At 77.9% G+C, this 4,917-nt stretch carries 6 protein-coding genes and 1 pseudogene; 4 read left to right on the top strand and 3 right to left on the bottom strand.

From position 1 onward, the window contains the following. The first annotated feature begins 116 nt into the window (after positions 1-116). From E1285_RS43265 to E1285_RS43250, 4 genes are all read left to right on the top strand, one after another. Positions 117-1,127 (top strand): hypothetical protein, encoded by a 1,011-nt coding sequence (locus E1285_RS43265; protein WP_132160718.1) that lies wholly within the window; start codon positions 117-119, stop codon positions 1,125-1,127. A gap of 86 nt (positions 1,128-1,213) precedes the next feature. Next, positions 1,214-2,464 (top strand): hypothetical protein, encoded by a 1,251-nt coding sequence (locus tag E1285_RS43260; protein ID WP_132160717.1) that lies wholly within the window; start codon positions 1,214-1,216, stop codon positions 2,462-2,464. A gap of 84 nt (positions 2,465-2,548) precedes the next feature. Beyond that, positions 2,549-2,905, top strand: coding sequence for a 4a-hydroxytetrahydrobiopterin dehydratase (locus E1285_RS43255; RefSeq protein ID WP_347814133.1), 357 nt, complete (start codon positions 2,549-2,551; stop codon positions 2,903-2,905). Positions 2,906-2,908: 3 nt separating this feature from the next. Next, a complete protein-coding gene (locus E1285_RS43250; RefSeq protein WP_132160716.1) occupies positions 2,909-3,382 on the top strand; it encodes a TIGR00725 family protein in 474 nt (157 codons plus the stop codon). A 47-nt stretch (positions 3,383-3,429) separates the two neighbouring features. Here the strand turns inward: E1285_RS43250 and E1285_RS43245 are convergent, their stop codons facing one another. From E1285_RS43245 to E1285_RS43235, 3 genes and pseudogenes are all read right to left on the bottom strand, one after another. Next, entirely contained in the window at positions 3,430-4,221 is a 792-nt protein-coding gene (locus E1285_RS43245; RefSeq protein ID WP_132160715.1) for an SDR family oxidoreductase, read from the bottom strand. A gap of 11 nt (positions 4,222-4,232) precedes the next feature. Further along, on the bottom strand, positions 4,233-4,559 hold the full coding sequence (locus E1285_RS48020; protein WP_243723461.1) for a hypothetical protein: 327 nt from the start codon (positions 4,557-4,559) through the stop codon (positions 4,233-4,235). Next, positions 4,556-4,917 (bottom strand): annotated as a pseudogene (locus E1285_RS43235) (hypothetical protein); the annotation flags it as partial. The gene E1285_RS48020 and the pseudogene E1285_RS43235, both read right to left, overlap by 4 nt.

Below are 4,917 nucleotides of genomic sequence, written 5' to 3'. Positions count from 1 at the left end.
CCGTTAACCCGCTGACCCGCGCCGGCCGTCGACCCGGGGCGCTCCCCCGCGCGGGGGAGCGGGATCGGCCGCGGCGGGGAGGCGCCCTCCCCTCCCCGGCCGCAGGATCGGGGGGCATGGCCACCACGCTCACCGACCACGCCCCCGCCGCGGCGTCACGGCTGCAGGCGCTCCGGCGCCGCATGCCGGTCATCGCGCTCGCCTGGGTCGGCGCCTACGGCGCGCTGCGCGCCTACTGGGCGGCCGGCCACCAGCCGGACGGCCTGTCGCCCGCCGGCACCGACCTGGTGGCCTTCACCGGCTGGGGGAGCGCCGCGCTGTGCGGCGCGGCCGCCGCCGTCCTGCTCGCCCTGGCGCACCCGCGCGCGGAACGCCTCCCCAGGCGGGCGGTCCTGCTCACCGCCTGGACGGTCGCGGTCTGCCTCGCCGCCTCGGGCGCGCTGCTGCTCCTCGACGTGATCGCCGCGATCCTGCCGGGCCTCGGCAGCGCGTTCTACCCGCTGGGAGCGCTGAGCCGCGCGGCCTGCGTCGCCGCCGGCGCCATGACCGCCGCGTCCGCCCTCGCGCACGGGCGGCGGACCGGCGGAGGGTGCGCCGGATGCGGACGGCCCGCCACCGCGCCCGGCGCCCTCGCCCGCACCCCCGCCTGGGCGTACTGGGCCGCCTACCTCGCCGTCGCGGGCTGCCTCGGCCGGATCGCCGCGCAGGCCGCCGTCGGGTTCGGGGAGTCGCCGCTGACCGGCGGGCTCTCGGCGATCCTGTTCGAGGCCGGGTTCGTGCTCGGCGGAAGCCTGCTGCCGCTCGCGCTCGTCCACTCCTTCGGGCGCGCCTGGCCGCGCCGGCTCCCCGTGCTCGGGGGACGCCGCGTCCCGCGCCGGCTGGTGCTGTGGCCCGGCGCCGCGATCTCCGGCGGCCTGACCGTCTACTTCGGGCTGATGCTGCTGCAGATGCTCTGGGAGCGGCTCCACGGCCGCAACCCCTTCCCGCCCTCAGGCGGCCTGGACCTGCCCGAGGCGTTCTTCTGGGCCGCCGTTCCCGCCTACCTGCTGTGGGGCGCCGGGATGGCCGTCGCCGCCCGCGCCTACGCCCGTCGCACCCGCGTCCCCTGCCCGTCCTGCTCCCGCTGACTTCGGGGGCTCCGGCCGGAACCGGCGGCGCTGTTCGGAAGTTATGGTGATTTGGGGGCGGATCGCGATTCAAAGGGGCGTGGCCGGTGGACGACAGAGACCAGCAGCAGCCAGGACCCGAGGCCGGGACCGGGCTCTCGGACCGGGCCGAGCGGGCCGACCGGGCGGCGGCTGAGCGGCTGGAGGAGGTCTGGGACTCGCTGGCCCCGGCCGCAGAGCACGCCGCGCGGGCCGCCGCGTCCGCCGGTGAGCCCGTCGTCGCCGCCGCGCGCGGGGCCGCCGCGGTCGCCGCCACCCGCATCCTGGAGCAGATGTCCGGGACGCCGGCGATGAAGTTCATCGAGCAGGCCGCCCGGGACGCCGCGGTCAAGGCCGCCAGCGGCGTCGCCGAGCGCGCCGTCGCCGAGGCCCGCGACGCCGCCGCGGCCAACCCCGCCACGGCGGGCGCGTTCGAGGCCGCCGCCACGGCGATGAACCTCGCCGAGCAGGCCGCCCAGCAGGCCGCGCGGCACCCCCTGGCCGCGGCGGCCCGCCGCTTCGCCGCCGGCAGCCCGCTCGCCCGCGCCGCCGCCGACGCAGCCCTGGACGCCGCCGGCCGCACCGTGTCCGCGCCGGTCGTGCAGGCCGCCACCAGGACCGTCGTGGACGCCGCGATCGACACCGTCGCCGAGGCCGCCGTCGACGCCGCCATGATCGCCGGCCGCGACGTCGTCGCCCGCGTCGTCCGCGAGACCGCCGAGCAGGCCGCCCGCGACCTGGCCGCCGCGGTCCGCGACCGCGCCCGCGGCGCCGCCGCGGCGCCCGAGCTCGCGTCCCTCACCGACGCGGCCGCCGGCCTGGCCGCACGCGCCGCCGGCGACCCCGGCGCCCGCGCCGCCGCCCGCGGCGCCGGGGATCTGGTCTCCGCCGCGGCGGGCAGCGCCCTCGCCCGCACCGCGCGCGACCTGGCCGTGCGCGCCGCCGCCCGCACCCTCAGCGCCGCGATCGAGGCCGTCCTGCGCGAACTGCTCCGCGACGCACTCAAGCTCGCCATGAAGGACACCCTGCGCGGCATCATCCTGGACGTGTCCCGCGACGTCGTCGTCGACGTCGCCAAGACCACCTGGGTCACCGCGACCCGCCCCGCGCCCGGCACCACCACCACCGCGACCGCGGCCGTCGTGGTCCAGGCCACCGCCGAGGCGGACGGTGAGACGGCCGACGCGTGGGCCCAGGCCACGACGGAGGCGACGGCGGAGGCCGCCGTGGAGGCCGTGGCGGAGGCTGCCGTGGAGGCCGTCGTGCAGGCCACCCTGGAGGCTCCGGCGGACGACCCGCCCGAGGGACGTGCCTCCTGAACCGCCCGCCCGGGGCTCCGCAGTCGGCCGTCCGGCCCCCGCCGTCCCCGACGCCCTCCACCACGGGCCGCCGGAGGGAGGCCGGTGCGTGATGTACTCGGGGAGAGGGTCATCTTCGCCGACGAACAGGGAGTGAGCCCGATGGCCGACACGCTCGACGACACCGCCGTCGCCGACCGCCTGCGCGACCTGCCCGCCTGGAGCAGGGACGGCGACCAGATCCGCCGGCAGGTGAAGGCGCCCTCGTTCCCGGCCGGGATCGAGGTGGTGGACGACGTCGCCCGCGCCGCCGAGGACGCCGACCACCATCCCGACATCGACATCCGCTGGCGCACCCTGACGTTCGCGCTGTCCACCCACAGCGCCGGCGGGCTCACCGGCAAGGACTTCGACCTCGCCGCGAAGATCGACGAGATCGCCTCCCGGCACGGCGCCGGGTAGGCCGTGGCCGTCCAGGTGGCGGTGTGCGGGCCGGGCGAGTGCACCGAGCGCGAATGGGACCACGCCCACCAGGCCGGGCGGCTGCTCGCCGGGCACGGCGCCGTGGTGATCTGCGGCGGACACGGCGGGGTGATGGCCGCCGCCGCGGCGGGCGCACGCGCCGCCGGCGGGATCGTGGTCGGCGTGCTGCCGGCCGCCGACCGCTCCGCCGCCGGGCCCGACCTCACCGTCACGCTCCCCACCGGCCTCGGCCAGGCGCGCAACAACGTCATCGTCAACGCCGCCGACGCCGTCATCGTCGTCGGCGGGTCGTGGGGGACGCTGTCGGAGCTGGCCCTGGCGATGCGGCGCGCCACCGTCCCGGTCGTGCAGCTCGGCGGGTGGCGCGTCCACGACCAGGACGGACGGGCCCCCGGCGGCATCGTGCACGCCGCGGGCCCGGCCGAGGCGCTCCAGGCGACCGGGCTGTTCGCCTAGCCCCCGGCCCGTGCCGCCGACCGGGGCCGCCGACCGGGGGGCGCCGGTCAGTGGGCGGAGAAGCCGCCGTCCACGAAGACGGACTGGCCGGTGACGTAGGCGGCCGACGCCGACGCCAGGAACACCGCCGCGCCGGCGAAGTCGCCGGGCAGGCCGTTGCGGCCGGTCAACGTGCGCCCGGCCAGGGCCTCCACCTTCTCCGGGTCCGAGGAGATCCGGGTGTTGAGCGGCGTCATCACGAACCCCGGGACCAGCGTGTTGGCGGTGACGCCGCGGGGCGACCACGCCTCGGCCTGGGACCGGGCGAGCGCGACCAGGCCCGCCTTGGACACCCCGTAGGCGCCGCTGGTCACCGACGCGCGGAACGCCTGCTGCGAGGCGATGTGGATCAGTCGCCCGAAGCCCCGCCCGGCCATCCCGGGGCCGAACCGCTGCCCGAGCAGGAACGGGGCGTCCAGGTTCACCGCCATCGTGGTGTCCCACACGTCCTCGCCCAGCTCGCCCATCGCAGGACGCAGGTTCACCGCCGCGGAGTTGACGAGGATGTCCGGTTCGCCGAACACGGCGGCCGCGTCCTCGGCCGCCCCGGCGACGCCGTCGCGCGTGCCCAGGTCGGCGCTGACCGACGCGGCGCGGCAGCCGCGGCCCTCCAGCTCGCGGACGGCCGCGGCCAGTTCCGCCTCCCGCCGCGCGACGATCACCACCGACGCGCCGGCCCGCGCCAGGGCCCCGGCGATCGCCCGGCCGATCCCCGAGCTGCCGCCCGTCACGACCGCGACCCGGCCCTCCAGCGAGAACAGCTCGGACAGGTACGGGGCGGGTGAGGGCCGGTCGCTCATGGCCGCCGATTCTACGGCGCGCCGCCCGGCCCGCCAGGCGGCCGGCCGGGCGGGTCTTCGCCTCGGCCGCCGGGTGGTTCGTCGGGTGGTTGGTCGGGTGGTTGGTCGGGTGGTTGGTCGGGTGGTTGGTCGGGTGGTTGGTCGGGTGGTTGGTCGGGTGGTTGGTCGGGTGGTTGGTCGGGTGGTTGGTCGGGTGGTTGGTCGGGTGGTTGGTCGTCGCGGCGGCGGTCGCGCCAGACCACGACGGCGATCACCGCGACCACGATGAACGTCGGCACGAAGAACGGGATCGCCGTCACCACCGGATGGGTCGCCAGGACCCCCTCGGCCGGTGTCACGCGCCCGCCTCCTCCGGCGTCCCGGACGGCGCGGACGCGGACGCGGGTTCGGGTTCGGGGAGCAGGCGGGCGATCCGCGCTACGCCCCAGCCGAGCGAGAGCACCAGCGCCAGCGTGCACAGCAGCACCACCAGCGAGCACGCCAGCCACACCCAGCCCGGCACGCCGGTGTTCAGCTCCCGCTGCAGGATCGTCCGCTCGCCCCGCAGGTCACGGGTGAACTCCGCCGGCGCCGGCACCTGCCGGGCCCCGATGGCGGGGTCGGCGGGCAGGTAGAGGGGGACGGCCGCCAGCGTCCGCCCGTCGTGGACGCGGATCATCGTCTTCCACTGGCCGTGCAGCGGCATCGGCTCACTCG

The organism is Actinomadura sp. 7K507 (assembly GCF_004348425.1).
Lineage (GTDB): Bacteria > Actinomycetota > Actinomycetes > Streptosporangiales > Streptosporangiaceae > Spirillospora.
Note: the sequence above shows the minus strand (reverse complement) of the source record. Positions and strands in the feature narration are given on the sequence as shown.

Bases quoted from the DNA above. Each gene is read 5' to 3' on its own strand.
- E1285_RS43265 (WP_132160718.1), top strand. From the start codon at position 117: ATGGCCACCACGCTCACCGACCACGCCCCCGCCGCGGCGTCACGGCTG.
- E1285_RS43245 (WP_132160715.1), bottom strand. From the start codon at position 4,221: ATGAGCGACCGGCCCTCACCCGCCCCGTACCTGTCCGAGCTGTTCTCG.